The organism is Vibrio rotiferianus CAIM 577 = LMG 21460 (assembly GCF_002741985.1).
GTDB lineage: Bacteria > Pseudomonadota > Gammaproteobacteria > Enterobacterales > Vibrionaceae > Vibrio > Vibrio rotiferianus.
Map to the genome: position 1 here is coordinate 180,885 of NZ_APHW01000103.1, position 26,458 is coordinate 207,342.

A 26,458-nucleotide genomic window follows, 5' to 3' on the forward strand; every position below is an offset into this window, starting at 1 on the left:
AGCGATGCCAACTCCATGTTATATCTCTATTGAAGGTCAAACTCAGGGACTTATTACTGCAGGTGCTTGTACTGCGGACTCTATCGGTGATTCATTTGTGGAAGGTCATGAGGATGAGATGCTTGTTCAGCAGTTTGATCATAATGTAACGGTTCCGACAGACCCTCAGTCAGGTCAACCTTCAGGTCAGCGCGTCCACAAACCATTCAAATTTACAGTAGCTCTAAACAAAGCGGTTCCACTGCTGTACAACGCATTAGCTTCAGGTGAAAAAATGACCACTGTAGAGCTTAAGTGGTACCGTACCTCTATTGAAGGTAAGCAAGAGAACTTCTTTACGACAAAACTTGAAAATGCCTCTATCGTAGACATCCATTGTGAGATGCCACACTGTCAAGATCCGGCAAAAGCGGACTTCACTCAAAACGTAACGGTTTCTTTATCTTACCGCAAGATTACATGGGATCACGTCAATGCAGGAACATCGGGCTCTGATGACTGGCGTAAACCTATCGAAGCATAGGACTGCTTTTGGATGTATAGCTCGTAACATAGAGGTCTTGAGCTGAGTGAATTGGTTCGTTTGTTCTTTCGTAAGCCTCTTTGTGAGTACTTATCTTGTTTATAAAGATTTAATGTAATTTTAGGGAAAGATAATCGTGAATATTAAATACCCACTAGTGGGCACTGTAGTAATGCCTGTTTTAACTTTTATCATGTATAACGCTGCTGCCGAAGCTGCGCAAGGAATACATACTGAATTTGAAGGTCGTCGAGCGGGTTTCTGGACACTTGTCTACAAAATAGCTGAAACTTTGGGGACCACTGGTTCGTTGGTTATTGGTGGTGCTGCTTCTGTGCTGATGTTGCTTTGGTTGGTAAAAGTCATCAAAGCTAACAACGCTCAGAAAGAAGTTGAAGCTGAAGCCTAACTAGTTATCTAGTTCGATAGAGCCGAGCATAATAGCTCGGCTTTTTTATGCACTATTGGTGGACACAATTCAATGTTGACTATCATCTCAATTTAGCGACGAGAGCGACGGGTTCCAAACTTAGCTCGCAATCATAGTTTTCATCTGTTTTCCTAATCTGAGTAGAGATTAATATGCGTTCAGCTGTACAAAAGAGCAGCGTCGAAAAATAAGGAAATACGATGAAAACAACACTAACAACGCTAGGTTTAGCTTTGGTTATGGCGAGTACTTCAAATGCAGCAAACTGGGGCTATGTGGGTGAGCACGGCCCGGAAAATTGGGGTGAGTTCGCTTCTGAATGTGCAAAAGGCCAAAACCAAAGTCCAATCAATATTGAATCAGCGACTGAAGCCAAGCTAGAGAAACTGGATTTCGATTACGAAGGTAAGGCGATTTCACTGCTGAATAACGGTCACACTTTACAGACCAGTCTAGAGGGCAAAAACACACTCACTATTAGTGGCAAAGAGTTTACGTTAAAACAGTTCCACTTCCATACACCATCTGAAAACCATGTAGATGGTAAAGAATACCCACTAGAAGCACATTTTGTACATGTTGATAAAGTTGGTCATCTGGCCGTTGTCGCGGTGTTCTTCAAGCTGGGTGACGCGAATCCAGATCTAGCTAAGCTACTCGCTAATATTCCAACTAAAGATCAAGACGTAGCCATCAAACTCCCATTGGATGCTGACGCGCTTATCCCAAGTGATAAGGACTACTACCGCTTTAATGGCTCTCTAACCACACCGCCGTGTTCTGAAGGTGTGCGTTGGTTGGTGATTAAAGAAACACAAACCCTCTCCCCAGAACAGGTGAAAGAGTTTGCGAAAGCAATGGGGCAAAACAACCGTCCAATCCAACCGCTTAACGCTCGAATGATCCTAGCGCAACAATAATGGTAGAAGTGACCCGCCCAAAAAGCCCGCCGATTAAGCGGGCTTTGTGCTTGGTATGTTGAACTTAGAAACCACAATCGTCTTGCGCTTGGGTTTTCGCCATTTGAACTGGGTCAAGCTTGAGTGTTTGCGTAGGGAAAGCAATATCAGCTTCGTGCTGTTTAATGATAGCCATTACCTGTAAAAGGACGTCTTGCTTCACCTCGTGATAGCGCACCCAATTGACCGTTTTTGTGAAGGTATAGATAAAGAAGTTCAGTGACGACGCACCAAACGCGTCAAAGTTGACGATCAACGTCTGGCGTGTGTCGATATCTTTGTGATTTTTCAGCATTTCACGCACGTCGTTAATGATCGCAGGAACTTTGTCTGCATCGTCGTAACGCAGGCCAATCGTTTCAAAGATACGTCGATTAAGCATGCGTGATGGGTTTTCTACTACGATGTTACTAAATACAGAATTAGGTACGTACAAAGGACGTTTATCAAAGGTACGAATGCTGGTCATACGCCAACCAATACGCTCAACAGTACCTTCAATTTGGCGGTCAGGAGAACGGATCCAGTCGCCTACTTTGAATGGGCGATCGAAGTAAATCATCAAGCCACCAAAGAAGTTAGACAGAAGATCCTTGGCTGCTAAACCGACTATCAAGCCACCTACACCACCAAACGTCAGTAAGCCAGAAAGACTTAATCCAAACGCTTGCATGACGGTGAGGACACCAATCACAATGAAAAATAGGCGTGCGACTTTAGCGATCGCTTGCACTGTAGTTTCATCGCGAGTTTTCTGCTCAAGCACATAGTCTTCCACGTTAGTGATAAGACGCATTACGATCCAAACTAGAATGCTGATCACTAAGATGAGTTTGAGCGTGCTCAGCCAGTTGAACTCGTTTCCTAGCTCACTTTGTAGAACGATGCCTATTGATACGGTTGCTGGCCAGCACCAAATTAGCGTACTGACGGGCGTTTTTAAGGCTTCTAATAAGAGATCGTCCCAATGGAATGGGGTTTTCTCGACCAGTATCGCGAGGCGCGAGTGCAATACACGCCAAGCAATCCATGCAAAGAAGCTGGCAATGGTGATAAATAAAACGCTGCTACTCCAGTCTTGATGGTTAGCCATGACGTAAGTTTGAAGTTCTGTAAACCACTGTGACATAAGTAAAGTTTCTTTTTATAGAACAATGGGGGAAAGGTAGCAGAAATTGTCAATTCGCCCTAGAGAAATGATGTTGCTAGCACGATGCGTATTCGAGCTCTCTATTCACACAAATACTGAGATAATGTTTATTTGGACGTTAGTGATTAAAATGTAAATACAAGGCAATGAAACGTATAATGAAATGTAATTTATGTGTATTGGGTGCTGCGGGGTGTGATTAAACTCGTAGATTGAAAGATAAGCGCTATCATTCGAACCATCAATTGTAGGTTCTTTGACTCATCGCTAACATTTATCACAGCTAAATATGAGACTTTACCGTTACTTTGAAATGCGGAGATAAACCATGGAATTTACGGAGCTAGACAGAAATGCGCTCTACGACATTTGGATGTCACAAAAGGCAAAAATGCACCTTACTCAGATGGAGATGGCAAAGCGCCTTGGCTTAAACTTACATGAGTTTTCTGCGTTGTTGCGAGGCAATGCTCCATTGACGCTAGGGTTTGTGAATAAGCTATGTGAACAGCTTCATGTGCGTCCAGCTCAAGTTATACCATCTCTTACCGATCGCGATGTGTCATCTTCTTGTTCGGTTTACTTACAAAACCGTATTTCTGTAGATGGAGATATTAAAAATGTCTTTATTGAAGGGAATCAGGTAGTGATCGAGTACGAACATCGATTGAATTAATCAAAGAGGCACCTGTGTAAATTTTGTCAAAGACAAAATATTCACGGAGGTGTTGATATACCTATCAGCCATATTTCTTATTTGAATGATTGATGGCTGTGAAAACTTTTTTCCGAAACTTAGATAAAAAGCGTAGACGATTAACTCACCGACTAGAGCCTGCAATTGCGCGGCGATTGAATAATCGTTCTAAATTTGTAGAGCACCTTCTTCCCAATGAGAAGGTGAAGCGTATTGTAATTGTGCGCAATAATGGGCGTATTGGTAATATGTATTTTTTACTGCCGTTCGTCCATCAGGTTCTTCGTCTCTACCCTAAGGCTCGTGTTGATCTTGTCCTCTCTTTCCCCTAGCAAGGTGAAGTTTTTCAGAACCTGAATATCAATCATATTTATTACTCTCACCTGTCTCTTAAAACGATTGGTCAATCGTACGCATCGATTAAAGAACTGACGAAACATAGCTATGATTTATTGCTAGCTCCCTCGCCGGGTGCTTGTGATATTTTTGTCTCTGCGTTAATTCCTTCTCAAAATAAGGTGTCTTTTAAGAACAAGAAAACAGAAACCGTATTTGAGCACTCCTCGGTTACACAGTCTGACTTTTATCATGGAGCTTATAAACCATTGTCCATTTTGCAAGGATTGGGACACGAGCTTCCGAAGCAACTCGATCACGAGATTCTGTTTACGACCGAAGAGCTTGTTGATGGTATTAAACAGGCTCATCGACTATCACAAGATAACAAGCTCAGTTTTGCGTTTTTCCGGGGAGCAAGAGGTAAGAAGCAGCTTACTGATGAAGAATGGAAAGCCATATTGAGAGAGTTTGAACGTCAACATGATCAAGAAATTCATTGGGTTGAGGTGTTGAGTCCGGATGTTAGGGCTCCGTTGTTTCCTGATACTGACATTCTTGATTGCAAGAGCTTAAGAGTATTGGGTGCAACGCTGCGGTATCTTGATGGATTTCTATGTTGCGATACTGGCCCACTTCATCTCGCTGATGCGGCAGGCGCGACTTGTTACGGCTTTTACACCGAGACATGTCCACAACGATTTGGGTTGATGGGACGTGATTGCTATCCGATTAAATTGCACGTTGAGCCGAGTAAGGTGCAATTTGAACCAGTAGCGAGAATGGCTTAAATGCAATCAATAGGAATATCCAGAGTAACTAGAGGTGTTACTCTGGATGTGACAGGTCAGTTTATGGCATCTTAACCAAGGAGTCGCGTGATAAGTCTGAAATGGTTTTCGCTCCGGTGAGCGTCATCGCTACACGCATCTCTTTATCATATAGGTCGAGCAAGTTTTCCACGCCAGCACCACCTTGAGCTGCTAGAGCGTAAACAAAAGAGCGACCAAGCAGCGTGCAGTCAGCACCAAGCGCTAGCATACGAACCACATCCAGACCTGTACGGATACCCGAGTCGACGAAAATCTTCAGATCACCTTTTACTGCATCGGCGATGCTAGGCAATGCCTTCGCCGTCGATAGAACACCATCAAGCTGGCGACCACCGTGGTTCGATACAACAATACCATCAGCGCCGAAGCGAACCGCATCTTTTGCGTCTTCTTCATCTAGAATACCTTTGATGACCATCGGTCCATCCCAAAAGTCGCGAATCCACTCTAGATCTTTCCAAGAGATTGAAGGATCGAAGTTTGCGCCCAGCCAGCCAATATAGTCTTCCAACTTGGTTGGCTCGCCGCGGTAAGTAGAGATATTACCTAAGTCGTGTGGCTTGCCTAATACACCAACATCAAGAGCCCAGCTTGGATGAAGCATAGATTGGAATACACGGCGCATCGCCGCATTTGGACCACTCATACCAGAGTGCATGTCACGGTAACGTGCGCCTGGGACTGGCATATCAACCGTGAAGACTAGTGTTGTTACGCCAGCGGCTTTCGCGCGCTCAAGTACGTTCTTCATAAAGCCGCGGTCTTTCAGAACATACAGCTGGAACCACATTGGGCGTTCAATCGCAGGTGCCACTTCTTCAATTGGACATACAGACACGGTCGACATGGTGAAAGGAATGCCTTTCTTTTCCGCAGCTTTCGCAGCTTGTACTTCGCCACGGCGTGCATACATACCTGTTAAGCCAACAGGTGCTAGAGCGATTGGCATCGCCAACTTCTCACCGAAGATTTCTGTTTCTAGGCTTAAGTCGCTCATATCACGCAGAACACGTTGGCGCAGCGCAACATCACCTAAGTCATCGGTGTTGCGTTTTAGCGTGCGCTCATCGTATGAGCCGCCATCAATGTAATGGAAAAGGAATGGAGGCAATTTGGCTTTCGCAGCAGCGCGATAATCTGTAGAAGCAGAGATAATCATAATAGTGTGTCCTGGCTGTTATTCTAAGATTGCGTCCTGAGTCAATGAGCACATGCTCTGTCAGCGTTTCACTGACTGCCATCCTTTCAGCAGTCGACGTCAGAATTAGAGTATAGATAAGTGATTGAGCTGGGGCTGTTCCATACACAGAACAATCAATTATCTGCACTGAAAAAGGCTGGCACACCGGTCGGGGGGATTGATGCAGCAAGCCACACCAAAAGTCGGGGTAGTAGTGCTGACCGCTGTGCCAGAGAAAGAGCAGGGCGGGGAAACCCTGCATTTAGTCTTACTTCATTAAAGCGTCGGTGATTTGGAATCCGTAAATCAGAATCAGACCGATGATGCCTGTTACTACTAGGTAGTAGAACGTTGGGATAACCGTCTTACGCAGCGTTGCACCTTCGCGTCCTAATAGGCCAACCGTTGCGGATGCAGCTACCACGTTGTGGATAGCAATCATGTTGCCCGCAGCAGCCCCCACCGCTTGCAATGCAACAACAACGGCACTTGAGATGGTGAGTGTCTGTGCCACTTCGAACTGGAATTGGCTGAACATCATGTTTGACACAGTATTAGAGCCAGCGATGAATGCACCAAGGGCACCAACAGTCGCACTCAACGCCGGGAATGCTGTGCCAACGAGTTCTGCCGCGAAGTTAGCCGTCGTTACAGGCATACTTGCTAGCTCGGCGCCGTTGACACCTGAGTTAATAAAGATACGAACCATAGGGATGGTGAACACAAGAACGAAACCTGCGCCGATTAGTGTCTTGCTTGATTCGCCAAACGCTTTGCCAAGTGACTTAGCGCCGCCACCTTGCAGCAGAACAGCAAGTAACGCAACGAAGACTAAGATGCCACCCGGAAGGTAAAGAGGTTGAATCGCTGTGCTGATACCAGTTTCGCCAAGAATATTACCAAACGATAGGCTTACACTCTTAAGCTGACCTTTAAACTCTGGGCTTACGCGACTTGCCACTAGGATAACCGCTAGCATCACGTATGGTGCCCAAGCCTTGGTAAGGCTCATTGGTTTGCCCGGGTTGTCATCAAGATTGATCTTTAGAGAACCTAGCCATTCTGCTGGCCACTTATCTTCGCTCTCGAAGTCCCACTTGGTTTTTGGAACAAGGAAACCTTTCTTCGCCGCAGTAACTACAATTGCCAGACCAACTAGACCACCGATTAATGACGGGAACTCAGCACCTAGGAACACACCTGTTAGTGCGTAAGGCACGGTAAAGGCAACACCTGCGAACAGCGCGAAAGGTAGAATGTCTAGACCTTCGCTCCAGCTCTTATTCTTACCGAAGAAGCGCGTCAGCATCATTGCCATGAGTACAGGAATGAGAGTACCAACCGTTGCGTGAATCATTGCTACGCTTGCGGTGATTTGCTGTAGGTACGCGTCCCATGTTGAGCCATGAGCAACCAGTGCTTCACCGATGTTGTGCGTGTCTAAACCTTTGTTCACACCTACGATGATTGGCGTACCAACCGCACCAAATGATACTGGCGTAGATTGGATCATCATGCCCATCAGTACCGCGGCAAGCGCAGGGAAGCCAATAGCGACCAATAGAGGAGCTGCGATAGCAGCAGGTGTACCGAAGCCAGATGCGCCCTCAATGAATGAACCAAAACACCAAGCGATGATGATGGCTTGAACGCGACGGTCGGCTGAAATATCAGTAAATCCATTGCGAATAGTGGTGATCGCGCCAGTGTGTTTTAAAGTGTTGAGCAAGAAGATGGCACCAAACACGATCCATAGAACAGAGACAGTAATACCTAATCCTTGGAAGACAGACGCCAGTACGCGAGTAGCTGACATATCCCAAAACATTAGGGCGATAGCGACGGTTAGACCGAACGCAACAGGCATGGCTTTTTTAGCAGGCCAGTTGAGACCAACCAATAATATGGCGGCGACAACAATTGGCGAAAACGCCACAAGGGCAAGTAGGGTTTCACTCATTGGTACATCCTCGTACGCTGACTTCTCGAACGGCTTTATGCTGTAGAGATGATTTTTGTTGTAATGGTTTTGTTAATTTGGCGTGAATTTACCCCTTTATTTTTTATAGATATAGGGAAATAATGAAATTAATTTATTCCAAAAGTGACATAATCGATGCGTGCAGATGACCTAATCCTGTTCTCACAGGTAGTAGAAATGGGTAGCTTTAGTAAGGTGGCGGAAGAAAATAACCTTACAAATTCGGTAGTTAGTAAGAGGATTGCTCGGCTAGAGGAAGAAATCGGTGCTCAACTATTATATCGAACAACGCGTAAATTGACCCTGACCGAAGCGGGAAAGGTTTTGTTACACAGTGCTAAAAATGTGAAGCAAGCCACTCAGGAGGCTATGGATGCAGTTTCAGGCTTTGGTGAGAATGTCAGCGGTCATATCAAAATGTCGGTGCCGACTATCTCGGGTGACTTGATTCTGGCGGACGCCGTAGCCGAGTTTTGTAATATGCACCCAGGCCTCACCGTCGATATGTCGCTTGATAATCGCTTTGTTGACTTGGTTGCTGGTGGCTTTGACTTGGTGATTCGAACTGGCTATCTAGAAGATTCCAGCCTGATTGCCCGTCATATTCTCGATTCACAATGGGTGGTTTGTGCCTCGCCTTCTTACATCGCCAAAAATGGCAAACCGATTGAGCCTATCGACTTAACCACGCACAACTGTTTGCAATACGCCTACCAAACCACAGGGGCAACTGACTGGCAGTTCAAAGGTAAAGATGGCGACTATATTGTAAAAGTCTCCGGTTGCTTCTCTACAGATAACGCAACGGCATTGCGAAAAGCAGCCTTGGGTGGGCATGGTATCGCTTACGTACCGCGTTGTTTGGTTTACCACGATATTCGCAGTGGTGAGCTTGTGGACATTTTCCCTGAGTTGGTCGGCAAAAAGCTCGGCATCTACGCGGTTTATCCTTTTACTCGTCAACCGCCGAACAAAGTGAAGCTTTTGATAGAACACATTCGAGAGCGATATCTCACTATCTCGCATTACTTTTAGTTGGTTCATAAATATAAGAAATGTTTCAATCTATTGGTTGAAATTCTATACCTGAGCCCTAAGGTAGATGATTGAGAATAAGTCTCAACAAAATAATAAAACAAAATACTCAACTTCAAACGGAGTAACACGGACGTTATGCATTACCCAAAAACTCGTAAAGATTCAGTCGTCGACACTTATTTTGGTCACGACATTGCAGACCCATATCGCTGGCTAGAAGACGATCTCAGCCAAGAAACCGCAGAGTGGGTTTCAGGGCAAAACTCAGTGACCTTCGATTATTTAGGTCAGATCCCTTTCCGCCAACAAATTCGCGATTTAGTAGCGAACAGTCAGAACTACGAAAAGTACTCTCAACCTTTTGTTCATGGTGAATACACTTACTTCTATAAAAATGATGGTTTACAGAACCAGAGCGTTTTATACCGTCGCAAAGGGGATGAAGAGGCGGAGATCTTCCTAGATCCAAATACCTTTTCAGAAGAAGGAACGACATCGCTTGGCGAAGTGAAGTTCTCTAAAGACGACACACTTGTGGCGTATTCCATTTCTGAAGGTGGCAGCGATTGGCGTAAGATCTTCGTCATTGATGTAGAGACTAAAGAGCAGCTTGAACCTGAAATTGTCGACGCTAAGTTCACCACTATTTCTTGGCTTGGTAACAAAGGCTTTTACTACGCTAGCTATGACAAACCAAAGGGCAGTGAACTTTCGGCTCGTACTGAGCAGCACAAGCTTTACTACCATGAGTTAGGTACACCACAATCTCAAGACAAAGTGGTCTTTGGTGCGTTGGAGTCACAAAAGCACCGTTATGTAGGGGGAGTGACCACCAAAGACGATCGTTTCTTGATTGTCACAGGTGCGGAATCTACATCAGGAAACCGACTGTTTTATGTTGATCTCACTTCAGAAGAACAGGCAGTTATCACGCTTCGAGATACAACCGATGGTGATACGTATTTGATTGATAACCAAGATGATACCCTGATTTTCTACACTAACTTAGATGCGCCTAACGGTAAGGTGGTTGGTTACCACACCCAAAGTCAACAATGGGAAGAAATCATTGCCGAGCAGGAACAGCCACTGGATATCAGCAAAGGTGGTGGTTATTTGTTTGCGACTTACATGGTCGACGTTTTGTCTAAAGTTCAGCAGTTTACTTATCAAGGTGAGTTAGTACGTGAAGTTACTCTACCTGACCAAGGCACCGTATATGGCTTGCAGGGCAAAGCAAAAGATAAGACGCTTTATTACACCTTTACTAACTACGTGACACCACCAACCATCTTCTCTTTTGATGTAGAAAGCGGTGAGTCAGTACTTTATAAAGAATCGAAAGCACCGTTCGACCGTAAAGAATACGAATCTCAACAAGTGTTCTACACCTCGAAAGACGGAACAAAGGTGCCGATGATCATCTCATATAAAAAAGGCACCAAACTGGATGGCAGCGCGCCAACCATGCTTTATGGCTATGGTGGCTTTAATATTAGTTTGACTCCTATGTTCTCAGGAAATGTCGCAAACTGGTTAGAACTTGGTGGCATCTACGCAGTCGCTAACATGCGTGGCGGTGGTGAGTATGGTAAAGCTTGGCACAATGCGGGTACTCAGCAACAAAAGCAAAACGTATTTGATGACTTTATTACAGCGGCGGAATACTTGATTGAGCACGACTACACTAGCTCAGAGCGTCTTGCGATTCGTGGCGGCTCAAATGGCGGTTTGTTGGTCGGTGCGTGTATGACTCAACGACCAGAGCTGTTTAAAGTGGCGATTCCTGCGGTTGGTGTATTGGATATGCTTCGCTACCATACTTTTACTTCTGGTGAGGGGTGGAAGTACGATTTTGGTACCTCTGAGCAAAGTGAGGCGATGTTTAAATACATCCTAGGATATTCACCAGTGCACAACGTGAAAGAGGGCGTTTCATACCCAGCAACGCTTGTAACGACCGCAGACCACGATGACCGTGTTGTCCCTGCTCACTCATACAAGTTTATCGCAGAGCTACAAGACAAGCATCAGGGAGACAATCCTGTACTGATTCGTATTGACGTGAACGCAGGTCATGGGGCGGGTATGCCATTGAGCAAACAAATCGACCTTACTACCGATGTTTACGCGTTTGCATTGCACAATATGGGAATTGAAAAGCTCGATATTTAATGGACGTTTACTGGTGCAAACCATCAAATTTAATGCACCAGAATGACAATAAAAAATGCCGCGACTTCTATCGCGGCATTTTTCATGGTTGGGGGAACTCAATTTGATTGTTAGGGTGACTAAGCCTAACTTTGAACCAACCAGTCTCGGCGGCCAAACCGAATGGCAGCTATACCATTTTCGGGACTGTGACGACTTGTCGTCACAATATAACTCTAGTTTATGTATATGAAACAGTGATGAATTTAAGCAGCATCATGTTGATTTTCATTGTTTTCAAGATCAAATGAGGCATCAATCAGCTTTCTTGTGTAATCACTCTTCGGATTATGGAAGATTTCTTCTGCTGTACCTTGCTCCATCACTTCTCCCTTTTGCATCACGAGTACACGGTCTGAGAGCGCTTTTACTACAGAAAGATCATGACTGATAAACAGGTAGCCGATGTTGTGCTTCTTCTGTAGATCTTTTAGCAAATCAATCACCGTTAACTGAACAGAGCGGTCCAGTGCCGATGTTGGTTCATCAAGCAGAATGAAAGAAGGCTCTAGGATTAACGCGCGCGCTATGGCGATACGCTGACGCTGACCACCAGAAAACTCATGCGGGTAGCGATTAATGGATGCAGGGTCGAGACGCACTTCACGAAGTACATCTCGAGCTTTTTGCATTCGTTCCGCTTTGCTCATTTGAGGTTGATGTACAGTGAGCCCCTCTGTGATGATCTCACCAACGGTCATTCTTGGAGAAAGTGAACCATATGGATCTTGGAAGACCATTTGTACATCTTTTTTCATTGCAAAGCGTTCTTTATCAGTCAGAAGCGCAAGGTCTTGCCCTTTGAACTGGATTTTACCAGTTGACGGCAACAATCCGATCAATGCACGACCAAGCGTTGATTTGCCTGAACCAGACTCCCCAACGATACCAAGCGTTTCACCTTGTTTTAACTCTAAGGAGATACCTTTCACTGCTTCAAAGTATTCATTTTTGCTCGCAATAAAGTGAGGTTTTACAAGAAACTTAACACGAATGTCGTCTGCTCTGAGTAGCTCAGTTGCACCTTCTTCGATAGGGTCTTTATTGCCTTTCGGAATCGAGTTAATCAGCATCTTGGTGTAATCATGCTGAGGGTCAGAGAAGAGCGTTTCTGTGATGCCTTCTTCTACCACTTCACCTTTACACATCACTAATACTCGGTCAGCAAAGTGCTTCACGACACCTAAATCATGAGTTATGAAGAGAATTGCCATGCCCATTTTGGCTTGGATCTCTTTGATCAGGTAAAGCACTTCTGCTTGAACGGTCACGTCGAGCGCCGTAGTTGGCTCATCGGCGATCAGAATATCTGGCTCGTTAATCAATGCCATTGCAATCATGATGCGTTGCAGCTGACCGCCTGAGAACTCGTGTGGATACTTATCGTACGCTTGTTGGGGATTTGGTAGATGCACTAAATCAAACAGTTCGAGCACTCTAGTTTTAGCTTGTTTTTTAGTCACTGAGCGATGGCATATGATCGCCTCAGCTACCTGAATTCCAACGCGCATGTATGGATTAAGAGACGTCATTGGCTCTTGGAAAATCATGCCAATGCGATCGCCACGAATGCTTTGCATCTGGCGCTCAGATTTATCCAGAATCGATTCACCTTCAAAAGTGATAGAGGAGTTGGAGTGCAAAATAGCGTTATCTGGTAGCAGTCTCATCAACGCATTGGTTGAAACCGACTTGCCTGAACCAGACTCGCCTACGATAGACAGTGTTTCACCAGCTTGTAGATCAAAGCTAACATTCTTTACTGCATCGACGATACCATCGTTTGTCGTAAAGCTGACAGACAGGTTGCTCACCGAAAGAATGGTTTGTGTGGACATCACGTTTCCTTGTGTATCGAGTTGTAATTACTTTTATTGCTGTCGAATTTTGTCGCGGCAGATTCCTATGCCGAGATGCTTAATTGTATAGTGGAGTCACGCCTGATTCTGCTGCAGTCATGGCTTGCAAGTACAAGAACTGCTCATGGGCGCGAGTCACATTATCAAGTTCAATCATCCATTGCGCATTGCGTTGTGCAGAGCAAAACGCAGCCATATGAGCTAACAAATCTTCACTCTGCTTGCTAAGCAATTGGCTGACTCTACTGATTAGGTCATGGCTTTCTAGCTGCAAGAACTGGAGCAACGCATAAGATTGGTTAAGTGCTGAAAATGCTTCTTGTTGAAGTCCCAGTTTGTTGAGTATTTCTGATTGCGCGACGCTGGCGTCGCGCAAACCACTAATTAAGCATACGAACTGACACGGTTTGGTTTGTTCGTTTTCGAGTGCAGAATGAATATGACTTGGTAAATGACTGAGCACATCTTCGTACAAGCGATGAGCTTCTGGCCAGTGGCCTTGCTCCATTAGCTGCTCTGCTTTTAAGTAGCGCATCCAGCATTGCTCAATATTCATCTTCGTCTCCACAAAATTCGATTTGAGTAGATATTAAATGAAATTAATTATCAATTGCAAGTGCGACTTGTTTTCATTTTAAAAAGCGTGTAACTGTTCGTAAAATGTCCAATTGAACTGCGGTGGAAGATAAATCACTTAAATTTAAACAAATTATCTCTACACTGAGGTAAAGACAATAAGAAAAAGGAGGCAAGTATGGCAGTACAAAGATTGGAACCTAAACAGCTGTATTCAGCAGCTGATTTGGAAAATATGCCATGTAAGTCGACCAAGGAATTACCTCCAATTGATGAGATCGTAGGCCAAGAACGCGCACAAAAAGCGGTTGAGTTTGCTATGTCGATCAAGGAGAAAGGGTACAATATTTACGCCATCGGTCAGAATGGCCTAGGTAAGCGCACGATGATTTTGCGTTATCTAAATCGTCATCAGCATGATGACGCAGCGCTGTTTGATTGGTGCTATGTCGCGAACTTTGAAGACACTCGCATACCGAAGGTGCTCAAATTGCCATGCGGTATTGGTAATAAGCTGAAAGCGGACATTGAAAAGTTGATGGGCAAATTACTTAACGCGTTGCCCCTCGCATTTGACAATGAGATGTACTACAGCCGTGCCGATCGCCTGAAGAACCAGTTGGCTAATAAGCAGCAACTTGAGCTCGATAGCATCAGTAAAGAAGCAAAAGAAAAAGGCATTAGCTTAACTATCACCACCCAGGGTGATTATCAGTTTGTTGCGATGAACGGTGAAGAGTTACATACAGAAGAATCGTTCGACGAGCTCAGTAAAAAAGAACAAGAGTACTTTAGCAGCAGCATTGATGAGCTAGAAGTGAGTTTGCGTAATATGATACGTGAACTAACCGAGTGGGAAGAGACGTTTAGTGAAAAAATCAAGAAGCTGAACGATGACGTGACATTAGACGTGATCACCCACTTTATCAAACAGTTGAAAGTCGATTACGCTGACTATTCGGAAATCAAAACTTACTTAACCGATCTGCAAAAAGATATTGTTGAAAACGCCGACATTTTCCTTGAACAGAGTGGTGAGCAAGGTGAAATCGCGACGGCGTCGTTGGATAAAAAACTGCCACGTCGCTATAAAGTGAACTTACTGGTCAGCCGTAACAACACTGAATTTCCAATCGTTGTTGAAGAAAACCCTAACTACCATTCATTGTTTGGTTCAATTGAAACTGCGACCTTTAAAGGTACAGTGTTTACCGATTTTTCTTTGATTCGAGCTGGAAGCCTGCATAAGGCAAACGGTGGTGTGCTACTGATGGATGCACAGAAGGTGCTTGAGCAGCCTTATGTGTGGGATGGATTAAAACGAGCAATTCGCTCTCGCCAACTAAGTTTCACCTCGCTAGAGAAGGAAGTTACATTAACGGGCGCAGTGTCATTAGATCCAGAACCGATTCCTCTGGATATCAAGATCATTTTGTTCGGTGATTATCGTACTTATCAATTGCTGCAACACTATGATCCGGAGTTTGGTGAGCTATTCCGAGTTACCGCTGACTTCGAAGACGAGATGAAACGCACACCGGATTCAGAGCTGCAATATGCTCGTTTTATTTCTAGTGTTGTGAACGACAACAACATGCTCCATTGCGATAAGAAAGCCATCGCACGTATTATCGAGTACAGCTCACGATTGTCTGGTGACCAAACCAAGCTTTCACTTCACTCTGCGAATATCGCCAACTTATTGCGAGAGTCGAACTACGTTGCTCGCCAAGCGAACTCCAACATGATTCGCATCGGACACGTGGAAGAAGCGCTGAGCAATCAGGAAATGCGAGTGAGCCGCTTGCAAGATAGCGTGATGGAAACCTTCGTTAATGGAACGACCTTGATTCACACTGATGGCTCTGCCATCGGGCAAGTGAACGCTCTATCGGTGTTGAGTACCAGCGATCACATGTTTGGTGCGCCAAATCGAATCACAGCGACAACCTGTTACGGTGACGGTGATGTGATTGATATTGAGCGTAGTGTGGATCTGGGTGGCAGCATTCACTCGAAAGGGGTCATGATTCTATCGGCTTATTTGTCGTCTGTGTTTGGGAAGACGGCACGTGTTCCACTGACAACGACAATTACCTTTGAGCAATCATATGGTGGCGTTGATGGTGATAGTGCAAGCATGGCAGAGTTCTGTGCTGTGGTATCGGCGTTCTCGAAGCAACCTAACCGTCAGGACATCGCTATCACAGGTTCGATGAACCAGTTTGGAGAAGCGCAGCCTATCGGTGGGGTCAATGAGAAGATCGAAGGCTTCTATGATGTGTGTGAAATCAAAGGTCGTCATGCTGGGCAAGGGGTGATCATCCCACGCTCGAATGTGCACAATTTGATGCTTCGCTCTGACATTGTTAAAGCGGTAGAGAAGGGGGATTTCCACATCTGGGCAATTGACCACGTCACTGAAGCAATCGAATTATTTACAGGGAAAGCTGCGGGTGAGCCAACAGATGAAGGGTCATACCCAATTGATACGATATTTGGTTTGGCTCAAGCGAAACTGAACTCTCTACGAAAATAACTGCATTAATTCTTATATCTTTTGAGATAAAGACATAAATTTTCATAAATAAAAATAACGACAATATTCCGACGTTTAGTCGGGATGTTGTCGCTAACTTTATGAAATTATGTGCCTTTTATCTGGACAAAATTGTGATCTACCTCTAATATTGGCGCGTTGTTTATTCACGTGGGAATAATCCCACTGGCATGGAAGCAAAGACCAATCTATCCGAGGCTAATCATGCAGTTTTCTTTGAAAAATCTGTCAGTACGAACGCAGGTACTTGTCCCTGTACTCTTTACCGCATTCGCATTGTTTATTGCACTGTGGATCACAAAAAATAACCTTCAAGCTGAGCAAGAAGTTGTCGCTTCAAACTCAGATTCTCTTGTCTTTTATAAAGATACTCTTGCTCATATTGATGACCAAGTTTACCCATTGCGCATCAGTGCCGTTTACGCGATCTATGACGTATCTCGTCGAGATGGTTTCTTAAATGAGTTAAAAGCAGGCATGAGAGAGATTGAGTCTGATTTAGACAAGATCGAAGCCCGCGAAACGTTCCGTAAAGAAGCCGTTCAGGTTCGTAAGGGTATTGAAGCTTATGTTGATTACTCAACTCGTGCAGTAGAGTTTTTTAATCGCCATGATAGCGGCCAAGTGTCGGATAGCGAATACCGTAACTTTATCTCTCAGTACCGTCGCGTAGGTAATGAGATGGTATCAACCATCAATGCGTTATCTCAACGCGTTAACGAAATTGCTACTGAAGCGACAGCAAGCAGTAACCGTGAGAACATCCGCGTTCAAAATAACGCGATGATCACTGTTCTATCTGTATTTCTATTCTCGCTTGTCGGTGCATGGTTCCTATCAGGAATGATCGTTACGCCAATTCAAAAACTGCAAGAAGTGATGCGTAAGCTGGCAGGCGGTGACCTTTCAGTACGTGCCGATGTTGACGGTGATAACGAGATTTCTCAGTTGAGCAAAGACGTAAACCAGACTGCTTCTCAACTGCACGATACGGTCGACCACTTGACTCGAATTAGTGAAGAGGTTGCGTCTGCTTCAACAGAACTAGCGGCAGTTATGACTCAAGCTGAAGCGAATGCTCAACAAGAACTAGCAGAAATCGAGCAGGTTGCTTCTGCTGTTAACGAGTTGGCAAGCACAGCAAATAACGTAAGCGATAATGCGACTTCAGCAGACGCGACAGCGCGTGAAGCGGATGGCTTAGCACAATCTGGCTTAGCAATCTTCCAAGAAAGCGCGCAAGCAAGTGAACAAATGTCGCAAGCACTAAACGACGCTGCACAAGTTGTAATGCGCTTGAAAGACCAGTCAGTACAAATCAACGATGTGATTGAAGTGATTCGTGGCGTTTCTGAGCAAACGAACCTGCTAGCACTAAACGCGGCGATTGAAGCAGCACGTGCTGGCGAATCTGGTCGCGGCTTTGCTGTTGTTGCGGATGAAGTGCGTATGCTTGCAGCTCGTACTCAGGATTCAACTCAAGAAATCTCATCGATTATCGAAGAGCTTCAAGCACAGTCGGGTCTGGCGAATGACAGCATGCAAGTTAGTCTAGAAATGCTGGCTCGAAACAATGAACTGACGCAACAAGCGAATGACGCACTTGTCGGTATTACTGAGTCGGTAGCAAACATTAATGACTCAAACACTCAAGTAGCGACAGCGGCTGAAGAACAGTCTCAAGTAACACAAGACATTAACCGTAATGTGGTGAATATGTCGGAGCTAGTAAACCAAAACGTTGCTGGTATTAGCCAGAGCGCAAGTGCAAGTACAGAGCTTTCTCACTTAGCTGAGAAGCAGAAAGAGCAACTAAGCTTCTTCAAACTGTAATAGCGGTTGTTGATAGCAACAATAAAAATCCCCGAGCATTGGCTTGGGGATTTTTTTTTGAATCTAGGAAAATATACTCAAGCACCTCAATGTTATTTGGGCATAGCCATTTTCTTTCTTCTTGCTAGTGAGAGAATTTTGTTGTCGTGACGATAGTGGGATTTTGATAGTCGCTTGACGTACATTTCTATACGATGCCTGCCCTTTTTATAAAACAATATGCATTAGGGTCTGTTGACCTTTTGAGCTGATTTTTGCAGCAGTTTGTGGGTTCTTTATACAAGGAAGAGGCTTTGAAATGTAGTTACCCTACCTGATAAGCCGATAACGCAGTAGAAAGGAGCCACAAACGCTGCCCGAAGGGTTCGGCTAAAAGCGTTTTACTCTTTGTTGAGAGGATTTTGCTTAGAATAACTAGGCTACAAACCTCTCGCCGCGATTAAAACGCTTTTATCTCGAACAAAATTTAACCGCAAAAGGTCAACAGACCCTAATATTGAGGCGAAAATGCAGGCTTTATTAAAAAACTTGTCAGTTAGAATGCAAGTATTGCTGCCAGTTTTGGCAACCGCATTGGCAGTAATGGTTGCGCTAGGTATTGCTCGTAATGATTTACAAGCTGAATTAGAGAAGAGTACTCAAAATAACGAGTCCGTGATTCATTACAAAGATCTTTTGGCAACGATAGATAATCAGGTTTACCCCCTCCGAATTAGTGGCATCTATGCCATGTATATCCCAGAACGTAGATCGGCATTTGTGTCTGAGCTCAAATCTATATCTAAAGACATCCATCAAGAGCTGAATCAAATTGCATCCAATCCAGCGTACCGCCAGCAAGCGATGGTAATGAAGGACAAAGTGGACGCTTACATTAAGCATGCACACGACGTGATCGATACGGTGTCGCGCTTTGAACAAGGGTTGTTATCCAATGCTGAGCGAGAAGCTGTAATCACTAATTATCGTCGAGCAGGCAATGACATGGTGGCAGTAATGAATGCCCTTTCAAAACGTGTCAATGAAGTTGCTGCTGAAAGTATGAAGCAGACAGAAGCCGAGAGCCAACGCGTACAGAGCAATGCGACAATGATTGTGTTGTCAGTATTCGCATTCTCGCTGTTATGCGCTTGGGTTCTGTCAGGAAAAATTGTCACACCGATCGTCAGCTTACAACGAGTTATGCGTGAGTTAGCTCAAGGGAATCTGAATGCTCGAGCAGAGTCTGATGGTAAAAATGAGTTGGCAATGTTGAGTAAAGATGTCAACCAAACTGCGGAACAATTGCGTAGCACTGTTGACCAGCTTATGCGGATTAGTGAAGAAGTTGCATCGGCCTCTACTGAGCTGGCAGCGGTGATGACTCAAGCAGAAGCCAATGCGCAGCAAGAACTAATCGAGATAGAGCAAGTCGCGTCGGCTGTTAATGAATTGGCTAGCACAGCAGATAATGTTAGTAGCAATGCAACATCTGCTGATTCAACAGCTCGTGAAGCTGATGGGTTAGCAAAGTCAGGCCTTGCTGTGTTTAAAGAAAGTGCGCAAGCAAGTGAGCACATGTCACAGGCGCTAACAGATGCAGCCCAAGTTGTGCAGCGTCTACAATCGCAATCTGAGCAAATCAGCAATGTGGTTGAGGTAATCCGAGGCGTTTCTGAGCAGACCAACCTACTAGCATTAAATGCGGCGATTGAAGCTGCACGCGCAGGGGAATCTGGACGTGGATTTGCTGTTGTGGCGGATGAAGTGCGTATGCTTGCTGCGCGCACTCAGAAATCAACGGAAGAGATTCAATCTATCATTGAAGAGCTTCAAGCGCAGTCTGGTTTGGCGAATGAAAGTATGCAAGTGAGTCTAGACATGCTTTCAAAAAACAATGAGCTTGCCCAACAAGCAAATCATGCACTTGTCGGTATTACGGAATCAGTAGCAGATATTAATGACTCGAATACTCAAGTCGCAACGGCTGCTGAGCAACAGTCACAAGTCACTCAAGACATTAACCGAAACGTGGTGAACATGTCTGAGCTGGTCAACCAAAATGTGGCAGGAATCAGCCAAAGTGCGGCCGCGAGTAGTGAGCTTTCCCTTTTGGCAGAGAAGCAAAAAGAGCAATTGAGTTTCTTTAAAATATAAAAAATAAGGCGCTATTGGCGCCTTATTTTTTATTGGTAGTTTGACACTATTTGAGCATAAGTTTTGTGCCATTAAACTTCAGTTGCCCCAGCAGATTTTTGGCGTTGGCTTTACCAAAGTCGTCAAATTGAACGCCATAACGAGCATAATGAGTAGATTTTTGTAAATTACACACCTTTCCTTTCAACGGCGCGAGCATCGGACCTCGCTCACCCAGAACGATATTAAGAGAAACCATTTCACCAACTTGTATTTGTCTGCTCATAGGCGAGGTTATAAAACGGCAACCGCTCTTGGAAAGGTCTCGTATTTCACAATCAGTTTTATAGTCATTAAGATGCACTTTGGCTTGCAGGTTTACTTCATAACGGACTTCTTTGCGAAGTTGATACACCTGCATCGTGTTTGGCAAGGTCAAAACTAATACTGGAAATGGCTCTTCAAGACGGTGCTTTATTTGGGCTCTAAAAGGAATAATCGCACCTTCGCCTCGATGCGATAGTGCTTTCACGTTAACCCAGAAACCTTCTTGAAAGTAGAACTTAAGGTCGTCATCAGAGATATTGGGGATTTCTATCAATGCACTATTGTTGGAATGACAACCAATAAAAAGGCTAGTAGTAATAAACTTAGTTCCTACTGGTGTGGTGACGTTTAATGTCACTTCACTACCATGTTCTACCATCCCCATAGCATCGGTACTATTTAATGTACTTGCCTGTCGCTGTTGTACAGACTTTTCATGAAGGGCTGCTCGATTGTCCCTTCCACTAGCCGTCGTATTTCTCATTATTATATTCGCCCCTAGGTGTAACGCGCTTCGGCAAGTTTTGCTACAAAGCCGAAACGTAGCAATAATTCTATGCAGTGATATAGTTTGAATCAATAAAACGTTTGCCAAAAATAGGGGGTAAAAGATGCATAAAGTGACACATGACACTGAAAATTCCATCTTTTGGGTTGATTTGGTGAAAGACCATAAAGCGAAAGTGGTTTATGAGCTTAAGGCTAAAGAGATGCATATTACGTCTACCTTGGTACCTGAAGTACTGCGAGGACAAGGTTATGGCAACGTAATGATGGAAGCGATATTGCCGAAAATAGAAGAATTAGGTTATCGCGTTGTGCCTGTTTGTCCTTATGTGATTAAATACATGGCAACGCATCCTCAATGGGCACACTTACTGGCTTAATGGAGTTAGTGATCAATCCTCTCTATCAAAACATCGGTGACGAATTAGAGCTAGGTCAGCTTGAACATGTCACTGTGATCCAATCGCTATGGGGTGGCTACGGTGAGTTAGTTAAACTGACTTTTCCTCAGCAAACTGTCGTAGTCAAACATGTCCAACTTCCTAAACCATCAGAGCATCCTCGAGGCTGGAACACCGATCGCTCACATCAACGTAAGTTGCATTCTTACCAAGTTGAAGTCAGTTGGTATCAAGATTTTAGCCAAGCAGTAGATGAGCGCTGTCGGATCCCTCGAGGGCTTAAATGTTTTCAAAACGAAGCTGAGTGGTTGATTGTAATGGAGGACCTCTCTCAAGTGGGTTTTCCAAACGTAGTTAAGAAAGCAAGCAAAATCCAGATGCAAGCCTGCTTAGAATGGCTGGCGAACTTTCACGCTCGCTATGTTGGTCGCCGTCATGATGCGTTATGGCAAACGGGTACGTATTGGCATTTGGATACACGACCAGATGAACTCGCAGTACTGCAAGATGATAGGCTTAAGCGATATGCTGAGTTAATTGATTGCATTTTGCGTCAAGCTCAGTTTCAAACCTTGGTACATGGTGATGCCAAGCTCGCAAACTTTTGTTTTAACGATGACGGTTCGGCGGTCGCTGCGGTAGATTTTCAGTACGTGGGTCATGGCTGTGCAATGAAAGATGTTGCTTTGTTTATGAGTAGCGCAGTAGAGCCGAGCGAGTGTGCGGAGATGGAATCGTGGGTACTGGATACCTATTTTGCCGCACTAACGAATGCGCTGAATCACTATCAACCACAACTCGATGGTGAAGCCGTTGAGCAAGAATGGCGCCCGTTGTTTGCTGTTGCATGGGCGGATTTTCAGCGCTTTGTGAAAGGTTGGAGTCCTGGCCACTGGAAAATAAACCCTTATACCGAATCGTTAACGAAACGAGCGTTAGACTATTTGGACTTGAAGCAATAAAAAACTCCCGCTGGATTTCAATAGCGAATAAGCGGGAGGTTTGTTCTGGTGGATAGCGGTTAGTTTTTCTGTTTTCTGATGCGGGCCATACTGTAGGTGTTAATAAACTCACCGTCTCGGAAAGAGGCATCGATAAGCTCACCTTCAATCTCAAAGCCGTGTTTCTTATACAAGCCTATTGCAGCCTCGTTATCGGCATTCACTTCAAGATGTATGCGTCTTACATTCAACCAATTATCTGCTAACTCAATTACGGTACTGATCAGCGCGCTGCCGATGCCTAAGCCGTGGAAGTTGTCATGTACACCAATGCCAAATGAAGCAGTGTGCGAAGTTCTCGGGCGCTGTGAATGATGAAACCCAATATTACCCACTACCTTGCCATCGATTTCCGCGACATAGCTATACACGCCAGCAGGTATGTTTGATAACCGGTCGACCCACATTGCGAGAGATGGCTTAGGGAGTTGCAGGGTTTCACGTTGTGCTTTTGGTTGCGAATAAATTTCGACTAGCGCAGCGGCGTCTTCAACAGTGGTTGGACGGACGATAATTTCCATGCTTCTCTCCTTAGGTTTATTGGAATTAACTTCAATCTAACCAGAGAACGTTACTTTGAATAGCATTTTTTTGCCTTTACTCTTCAAATGGCTTTTAAGTTAGTATGTTATGAATCTCTAACTTTCATTTTTTATAGTGAATTATCATTGAAAACACTAATGAGAGTGATTTTTCGTTGAATTTTTGTACTAAGGAACTTCACCTTTATGGAGAATAATGGCGAATTTTGATTTTTAGAAATAAGGTCATTTTTATTAAAGTGTGAAGTTGGTATCTGCAACGAGTTGATTTTAATCAAGACAGGTTGGAGTTACCTCTTATGGGGTATGGGGAGCACGCCTTTTTAGCGCTATTTATGCTTAACTTATTTGAGAGCAATTAGAGCGTGTTTGAGGAAAACTATAATGAAATCCTCTCAGTCAAAAGTCTCGCAAGGTCGACGTCGATTCTTGCGTGATACTGCCCGAACTGCGGCTGGTGTGGGTGCAGCAGCGTGTGTTCTTGGATTGCAATCATTGCAGAGCCAAGCCCGCGAAACCAAAGGTGTACCCATTCGTCCGCCAGGCGCGTTACCAGAAGGCGACTTCGAGTCCGCCTGTATTCGATGTGGCTTGTGTGTCCAGGCATGTCCTTACGACACCTTAAAACTTGCCAGTTTGCTGTCCCCAGTTGCTACAGGTTCGCCTTACTTCACCGCTCGCGATATTCCATGCGAAATGTGCGAAGACATTCCTTGTGTCGTGGCGTGTCCTAGTGGCGCGTTGGATCATGATTTGACCGACATCGATGATGCGCGAATGGGAACGGCTGTTCTCATCGACCATGAGACGTGCCTTAACTGGCAAGGTTTGCGTTGTGATGTCTGTTACCGTGTTTGTCCGTTAATCGATGAAGCGATTACATTAGAAAACATTAGAAATGACCGTACGGGTTATCACGCGAAACTGATCCCGACAGTAAACTCCGAAGTGTGTACTGGCTGTGGTAAGTGCGAGCAAGCTTGTGTGTTGGATGTCGCTGCCATCAAAGTGGTGCCGACTGATTTAGCAAAAGGTAAAGTCGGTAGCCATTACAACTTTGGCTGGCAAGAAATCGATAAGCCGTTAGAGAACGTGTTGCCAGAAGAGACCCCTGTTCCAAGTGGAGCGCTTGAGTCGCTTAAAGGAGGTCAATGATGGCCAAGAACTTAGCGCAAGATGCGGGCAAAGAAGCTATCGAGAAATTGGGCTGGTGGCGAGCGCATCGCTTCCTGATTCTGCGTCGTTTATGCCAGCTGATGATCATTGTGTTGTTTATGGCCGGGCCGACATGGGGCATTCTTCAAGGGAATTTGTCTTCCAGTATGTTGCTTAATACGGTGCCGCTGAGTGATCCTTTGATTGTCCTTCAATCGCTGGCCACAGGACATGTTCCTGAGTTTAACGCTTTGCTAGGTGTTGCGATTGTGTTGGTGTTTTACGCAATTCTTGCTCCTCGAGCCTTCTGTGCTTGGGTGTGTCCATTGAATATGGTGACTGATTTAGCGGCTTGGTTAAGGAGAAAGCTCAACCTTAAAGCGAGCTACCGTTGGTCGCCAAATATCCGTTATTGGTTGATCCCTGCCTTGATGCTAGGTAGTGCGATTTCTGGATCGGTCCTGTGGACATGGTTAGATCCTGTTGCTGCTCTTCACCGTGGTTTAGTATTTGGAATGGGGGCGGGCTGGGTACTGATATTGCTCGTATTTGTATTGGACTTATTGTTGGTAGAGCATGGCTGGTGCGGTCACCTGTGCCCATTAGGTGCAACCTATGGTGTCATTGGCAGCAAGAGTTTATTGCGTGTCACCGCTGTTCGACGAGAAGACTGCACTAAATGTATGGACTGTTATTACGTTTGCCCTGAGCCAGACATTTTGCGTCAACCACTCAAAGAGGGGGATCGACGTGTAATGGACCAAACTTGTATGAGTTGCGGTCGTTGCATAGATGTTTGCCCTGAAAAAGTATTTGAATTCCACAACCGATTGAATGTGAAAAATATCGATTAAGGCATTGGTTTTTCTAGATAGCACTCAGCTTCTTCTGCTTTGCTGATTAAATAAGTACGCTAAAAAATTGTTGCGTACTTTTTGCTCTTTAGCAGAGGTAATAATGATATTGCGAATTTGTTACATTTGGCAGTATGATGGCGACTTCATATTCTAAGGACTCGCCATGAACACGCCAACGAAAAACTGGAGAACGCCGCAAAACTTTCTTCTACTGATATCCATTATTGTTCCGATTGCTTTCTCTACTTGGATGGCGTTGCTCAATAACTTCGTTATTGAAAAAGCCAACTTTGATGGCGCAGATATCGGGCTGTTGCAAAGTGTTCGTGAGATTCCTGGGTTTCTGGCGTTTACAGTAGTGTTTGTATTGTTATTTATTAGAGAGCAGCGATTTATGTTGGTCTCACTTGCGATGCTGACACTGGGTACGGCAATCACAGGTTATTTCCCATCTTTGTTTGGACTTCTTTTTACTACCTTGTTGATGTCGACTGGCTTCCACTATTTCGAAACGTTAAAGCAATCTTTGTCTTTGCAATGGCTTTCCAAAGAAGAAGCGCCTGAGATGCTAGGAAAGTTCATCTCGGTAGGCGCGCTTGCTTCTTTGTTTACCTATGGTGCAATTTGGGTATTGCTAGAGCAATTGAAGTTAGATTTTAAAACCGTCTATCTGCTGGCTGGTGGTGTCGGTTTCGTCTTAATCATCGCCATGGCCTTTGCTTTCCCTGAATTCAAAACAGAAGTGCCTCAAAATAAAAAACTGGTTCTACGTAAGCGCTACTGGCTTTATTACGCCCTAACTTTTATGAGTGGTGCTCGCCGCCAAATCTTTACGGTTTTTGCTGGTTTCTTGATGGTTGAGAAGTTTGGTTATTCGGCAGCAGATATTACGCTTCTCTTCTTAATCAACTACTTGTTCAACTTCCTATTTGCTAAGCGTATTGGCCGTTTTATCGGCGCTGTTGGAGAGCGCAAAGCTCTGATGTTTGAATACGTTGGTTTGATTTTTGTTTTCGTAGGTTACGGCTTGGTGCAAACGGCAGAGTGGGCCGCGGCATTATACGTGATTGATCACTTGTTCTTTGCTTTAGCACTCGCGATCAAAACTTACTTCCAAAAGATTGCTGATCCTGCGGATATGGCTTCAACGGCGGGGGTTGCGTTTACTATTAACCACATTGCCGCGGTCGTGATTCCGGTAACCTTTGGCGTCATTTGGTTGGTTTCGCCTTCAAGTGTGTTTTACATTGGTGCAGCTATGGCCGCAGTGAGCTTGTTACTGTCTTTAAATATCCCAGCCAAGCCGGGAGAGGGTAACGAAACACGTGTGTTGAGATGGAACTAAGTTAGTACTTACTACTCAATAACTTAACGCGAAGGCTGG

Annotated in this window: 22 protein-coding genes; 15 read left to right on the plus strand and 7 right to left on the minus strand. The window is 44.7% G+C overall.

Annotated features, from left to right (window positions below; all coding sequences use genetic code 11):
* Positions 1–4 precede the first annotated feature (4 nt).
* The 3 genes from hcp-2 to B853_RS19385 all read left to right on the plus strand — a co-directional run bounded on the left by hcp-2 (position 5) and on the right by B853_RS19385 (position 1,873).
* Positions 5–523 carry a type VI secretion system effector Hcp-2 gene (gene hcp-2, locus B853_RS19375; protein ID WP_010450959.1) on the plus strand — a complete coding sequence of 173 codons (519 nt, stop codon included), beginning with the start codon at positions 5–7 and terminating at the stop codon, positions 521–523.
* Between the two features lie 136 nt (positions 524–659).
* A complete protein-coding gene (locus tag B853_RS19380) occupies positions 660–932 on the plus strand; it encodes a hypothetical protein (protein ID WP_038882899.1) in 273 nt (90 codons plus the stop codon).
* A gap of 221 nt (positions 933–1,153) precedes the next feature.
* Positions 1,154–1,873, plus strand: coding sequence for a carbonic anhydrase (locus B853_RS19385; RefSeq protein WP_038882898.1), 720 nt, complete (start codon positions 1,154–1,156; stop codon positions 1,871–1,873).
* Positions 1,874–1,937: 64 nt separating this feature from the next.
* On the opposite strand, the gene B853_RS19390 is transcribed toward B853_RS19385, so the two are convergent.
* Entirely contained in the window at positions 1,938–3,041 is a 1,104-nt protein-coding gene (locus B853_RS19390) for a mechanosensitive ion channel family protein (protein ID WP_038882897.1), read from the minus strand.
* A gap of 349 nt (positions 3,042–3,390) precedes the next feature.
* On the opposite strand from B853_RS19390, the gene B853_RS19395 reads away from it, so the two are divergent.
* Positions 3,391–3,738 (plus strand): helix-turn-helix domain-containing protein, encoded by a 348-nt coding sequence (locus tag B853_RS19395; RefSeq protein ID WP_010450966.1) that lies wholly within the window; start codon positions 3,391–3,393, stop codon positions 3,736–3,738.
* Positions 3,739–4,364: 626 nt separating this feature from the next.
* Positions 4,365–4,886: a glycosyltransferase family 9 protein gene (locus tag B853_RS26570; RefSeq protein WP_227741871.1), complete on the plus strand. Its 522-nt coding sequence runs from the start codon at positions 4,365–4,367 to the stop codon at positions 4,884–4,886.
* A 61-nt stretch (positions 4,887–4,947) separates the two neighbouring features.
* Here the strand turns inward: B853_RS26570 and lldD are convergent, their stop codons facing one another.
* Both lldD and B853_RS19410 read right to left on the minus strand, forming a co-directional pair.
* The gene (gene lldD, locus B853_RS19405) at positions 4,948–6,087 is read right to left on the minus strand and encodes an FMN-dependent L-lactate dehydrogenase LldD (protein WP_038882896.1); all 1,140 of its coding nucleotides are present in this window, start codon (positions 6,085–6,087) and stop codon (positions 4,948–4,950) included.
* Between the two features lie 289 nt (positions 6,088–6,376).
* Positions 6,377–8,068, minus strand: a complete 1,692-nt coding sequence (locus tag B853_RS19410; RefSeq protein WP_038882895.1) for an L-lactate permease — start codon at positions 8,066–8,068, stop codon at positions 6,377–6,379.
* 156 nt (positions 8,069–8,224) lie between these two features.
* Here B853_RS19410 and B853_RS19415 point away from each other — a divergent pair, with 156 nt between their 5' ends.
* Both B853_RS19415 and B853_RS19420 read left to right on the plus strand, forming a co-directional pair.
* Positions 8,225–9,124 carry a LysR family transcriptional regulator gene (locus B853_RS19415; RefSeq protein WP_038882894.1) on the plus strand — a complete coding sequence of 300 codons (900 nt, stop codon included), beginning with the start codon at positions 8,225–8,227 and terminating at the stop codon, positions 9,122–9,124.
* 138 nt (positions 9,125–9,262) lie between these two features.
* Complete coding sequence (locus B853_RS19420) at positions 9,263–11,302, plus strand: prolyl oligopeptidase family serine peptidase (protein WP_038882893.1); 2,040 nt, start codon at positions 9,263–9,265, stop codon at positions 11,300–11,302.
* 245 nt (positions 11,303–11,547) lie between these two features.
* On the opposite strand, the gene B853_RS19425 is transcribed toward B853_RS19420, so the two are convergent.
* Positions 11,548–13,179 carry an ABC transporter ATP-binding protein gene (locus tag B853_RS19425; protein WP_038882892.1) on the minus strand — a complete coding sequence of 544 codons (1,632 nt, stop codon included), beginning with the start codon at positions 13,177–13,179 and terminating at the stop codon, positions 11,548–11,550.
* A 79-nt stretch (positions 13,180–13,258) separates the two neighbouring features.
* Positions 13,259–13,756 (minus strand): hypothetical protein, encoded by a 498-nt coding sequence (locus B853_RS19430; protein WP_038882891.1) that lies wholly within the window; start codon positions 13,754–13,756, stop codon positions 13,259–13,261.
* 198 nt (positions 13,757–13,954) lie between these two features.
* Between B853_RS19430 and B853_RS19435 the strand changes: the two genes are divergently transcribed.
* The 3 genes from B853_RS19435 to B853_RS19450 all read left to right on the plus strand — a co-directional run bounded on the left by B853_RS19435 (position 13,955) and on the right by B853_RS19450 (position 20,305).
* Positions 13,955–16,315 (plus strand): Lon protease family protein, encoded by a 2,361-nt coding sequence (locus B853_RS19435; protein ID WP_038882890.1) that lies wholly within the window; start codon positions 13,955–13,957, stop codon positions 16,313–16,315.
* 225 nt (positions 16,316–16,540) lie between these two features.
* Positions 16,541–18,169, plus strand: a complete 1,629-nt coding sequence (locus B853_RS19440; RefSeq protein WP_038882889.1) for a methyl-accepting chemotaxis protein — start codon at positions 16,541–16,543, stop codon at positions 18,167–18,169.
* A 507-nt stretch (positions 18,170–18,676) separates the two neighbouring features.
* On the plus strand, positions 18,677–20,305 hold the full coding sequence (locus tag B853_RS19450) for a methyl-accepting chemotaxis protein (protein WP_128826980.1): 1,629 nt from the start codon (positions 18,677–18,679) through the stop codon (positions 20,303–20,305).
* Positions 20,306–20,351: 46 nt separating this feature from the next.
* Here B853_RS19450 and B853_RS19455 read toward each other — a convergent pair whose 3' ends face one another.
* The gene (locus B853_RS19455) at positions 20,352–21,095 is read right to left on the minus strand and encodes a flagellar brake protein (RefSeq protein ID WP_038887458.1); all 744 of its coding nucleotides are present in this window, start codon (positions 21,093–21,095) and stop codon (positions 20,352–20,354) included.
* A gap of 127 nt (positions 21,096–21,222) precedes the next feature.
* Between B853_RS19455 and B853_RS19460 the strand changes: the two genes are divergently transcribed.
* Positions 21,223–21,498 (plus strand): GNAT family N-acetyltransferase, encoded by a 276-nt coding sequence (locus B853_RS19460; RefSeq protein WP_038887457.1) that lies wholly within the window; start codon positions 21,223–21,225, stop codon positions 21,496–21,498.
* Positions 21,498–22,481, plus strand: a complete 984-nt coding sequence (locus tag B853_RS19465) for a phosphotransferase (RefSeq protein WP_038887455.1) — start codon at positions 21,498–21,500, stop codon at positions 22,479–22,481. Before B853_RS19460 ends, B853_RS19465 begins: the two co-directional genes overlap by 1 nt.
* Before the next feature lie 59 nt (positions 22,482–22,540).
* On the opposite strand, the gene B853_RS19470 is transcribed toward B853_RS19465, so the two are convergent.
* A complete protein-coding gene (locus B853_RS19470; protein ID WP_038887453.1) occupies positions 22,541–23,041 on the minus strand; it encodes a GNAT family N-acetyltransferase in 501 nt (166 codons plus the stop codon).
* Between the two features lie 405 nt (positions 23,042–23,446).
* Between B853_RS19470 and napG the strand changes: the two genes are divergently transcribed.
* The 3 genes from napG to B853_RS19485 all read left to right on the plus strand — a co-directional run bounded on the left by napG (position 23,447) and on the right by B853_RS19485 (position 26,419).
* Positions 23,447–24,217 (plus strand): ferredoxin-type protein NapG, encoded by a 771-nt coding sequence (gene napG, locus B853_RS19475; protein WP_010451011.1) that lies wholly within the window; start codon positions 23,447–23,449, stop codon positions 24,215–24,217.
* Positions 24,217–25,071 (plus strand): quinol dehydrogenase ferredoxin subunit NapH, encoded by an 855-nt coding sequence (gene napH, locus B853_RS19480; protein ID WP_038887451.1) that lies wholly within the window; start codon positions 24,217–24,219, stop codon positions 25,069–25,071. The genes napG and napH overlap by 1 nt, the downstream gene beginning before the upstream one ends.
* Positions 25,072–25,237: 166 nt before the next feature.
* Positions 25,238–26,419, plus strand: a complete 1,182-nt coding sequence (locus B853_RS19485) for an MFS transporter (RefSeq protein ID WP_038887449.1) — start codon at positions 25,238–25,240, stop codon at positions 26,417–26,419.
* Positions 26,420–26,458 lie beyond the last annotated feature (39 nt).